Here is a 2,506-nt window from a genome sequence, read left to right as displayed (position 1 = left end):
GCATAAGGCTTTCATGCTTGTTCTTAATTCTCTCATGAATAATGCAGGTTAGCTGGAGAAGCAGAGGCTAATTTACGCCGTTCTCGCGGTTACGAAGGTTTGGGTTATAGTCCTGACCTCACCACCCTTTATCCTCTCTTAGAAGGCAGCGTGGTAGGTGATCCGGATAATGCTGTACGTATCTACGAATTTGACGCGGCTTCTGCTAGTTTTGCTGATGAAATAGTCGGTTTCTACGAATTAGACGATCCTAGCCATGCTATCGGTGATATGACTCCTATTAACGATAACGAGTTCATTATTATCGAACGGGATGGAAGACAAGGAGAAGAAGCTGCCTTTAAGAAACTGTTCAAAGTTGATCTGTCTCAAGTAGATGCAGACGGTTTTGTTGAGAAGACGGAATTAGTTGATCTTTTGAGAATTGCTGATCCCGATGATCTCAACAATGACGGTGAAACAACCTTTAGTTTCCCCTTTGTTACCATCGAGGATGTTATCGTTATAGACGAGATAACCCTGTTGGTAGCTAACGACAATAACTATCCTTTCTCCATCGGTCGCGGTCCAGATATCGACAATAACGAGATCATCCAAATCGAGTTAGACGAACCCCTAAACTTAGATCCTGATGTGGGAATGATTGCTGAAGTAGGTTTAACGGTTGATAAAACCACCGTTTCTGAAGATGCTGATACTTACACCCTCACGTTTACCCTAGATGAAGCTGCCCCAGAGGGGGGTTTACGGGTAGTTTGGTCGGAAGTTGATTCCGATAACGCTTTTGGCGATATCGAATTTCCTCCCACTTTAACTAATGCCAGCAATTTAGAATCTTTAACCCCAGAAGGCGACGAATTAGCCCGTTCTGCCATCACTATCGATGAAGGAGAAACTTCTGCAACGGCTACCTTTATCACGGTTGCTGATGAAACCACAGAAGGAGATGAAACCACTGTCTACTCCTTAATCGATGAAATTGGTTATGCACTAACCGATGATAATAGTGTAACTGTTACCATAGAAGATACTTCTATAGTAGTTACCCCACCTCCCTTAGTTAGAGAGCCTGTGTTTGGTAGCCTTGATGGAGACACGTTCGATGCTGCTGTAACCGAAGGATTCAGTGGTACTGACGAGCTTACCTTTGGTGGTGCAGATAACGACCTCTTCGATACCTCTAATGGTGGGGGTGGGAATCGTCTCTACGGACAATCTGGAAACGATGACTTCTTGCTCGGTAGCAAAGATCGAGCTTTGGGTGGAGCAGGAGATGATCGATTCTTCTTCCCAGAAGCAGGAGGTAATAACACCATTACCGGTGGTGCTGGAGCGGATCAATTCTGGATTGTTACCGCAGAAATTCCTGAGTCAGCTAATATCATTACGGACTTTGACCAACTAGAGGGAGATGTCTTAGGTATCGGTGGTTTAGGTATTGGTTTTGATCAGTTAACCTTAAGTGATGACGGTGGCGATGCCATAGTTGCGTTTGAGGGTAATGATTTAGCGAGACTATTGGCTGTAGATTTCAGTAGTTTGAGTGTTGATAGTTTTGCTTTTGCTTAATTATTAGTCCAGGTCAAGGTATTATTTGCCCTGACTCACTGATGAGCATTTCAATGGCAAAAAACAACAATTATAAATGATTTATGGGGTGGGCAATGTCCACCCTTTTTTTGACACTCCCACGAGTAGAACTGCGTGGGATTCTTGCTTCACACCCTCTTAGCTAGACATAGTTTGTCTCAAACCATGCCCCCACCAGACCGAATCCACAAACATTTTAGTTTAACGTCCACTGGCTGCCCGACAGCAGACTGTATAGGTTTTTTAGATGTCTAATAGCTCGAATTAAGGAGCATATTAAACCTGCTATGACTTTGATTCTGTTCAACTGGGTAGGGCTTGTCCGTCGCAGAAAAACGTCTCAGAGGGAGTTAACCAGCTATACTGAGTACAGAAACCTAGACAATTCTAGGCAAGAAACACCGATAAATCTCTTACGCGCATTACCGCACTTGGTTCATGATACCATATTCACTCTGCCTAAAGACGGGCAAACTATATCCCACGAGTGAACTACGTGGGCTTTGTTTGCAGTATCCTGTAATCTTATGTTACTAATATACTCAATATGATTATCTACTCTCTAACGCGGATTTGATATCACTTATGTCTCATCTCAACCGTAACCTTTATTTTGGTCCACTTAAGTCAGTTTATGGCTTCGATTACAATAAAAAGGAAAAAACAGTTAGTAGTGCCTTCAAAAACCGATCCTAACAAATAGAGTAATGTCACTTTGGGGTAATCATACCCTATTCTCACAGTTGCCATATTTTAGGTGGCAAAGTTCCAAGGATTTCGCTTTTAGGGCTTTAACTAACTGCTCCACTGTTGTTCCCTAACCACTTATATGATGAAACTTATCCATCGAAGATACAACCTAAGGAAGCTTCTCAAAAAGTCTGGGGGGACTCGCCGAAAGTTAGGGGACAAAGAT

The 2,506-nt window shown here is 42.9% G+C and carries 1 pseudogene; it reads left to right on the top strand.

Annotation, left to right across the window (positions count from 1 at the left end):
- Positions 1–72 precede the first annotated feature (72 nt).
- Positions 73–1,569: pseudogene (locus tag P9B04_RS20460) on the top strand (esterase-like activity of phytase family protein); the annotation flags it as partial.
- Positions 1,570–2,506 lie beyond the last annotated feature (937 nt).

This window comes from Crocosphaera sp. Alani8, assembly GCF_038442745.1.
GTDB lineage: Bacteria > Cyanobacteriota > Cyanobacteriia > Cyanobacteriales > Microcystaceae > Crocosphaera.
The sequence above is the reverse complement of the archived record's forward strand: the minus strand, read 5'-3'. Positions and strand labels throughout refer to the sequence as shown.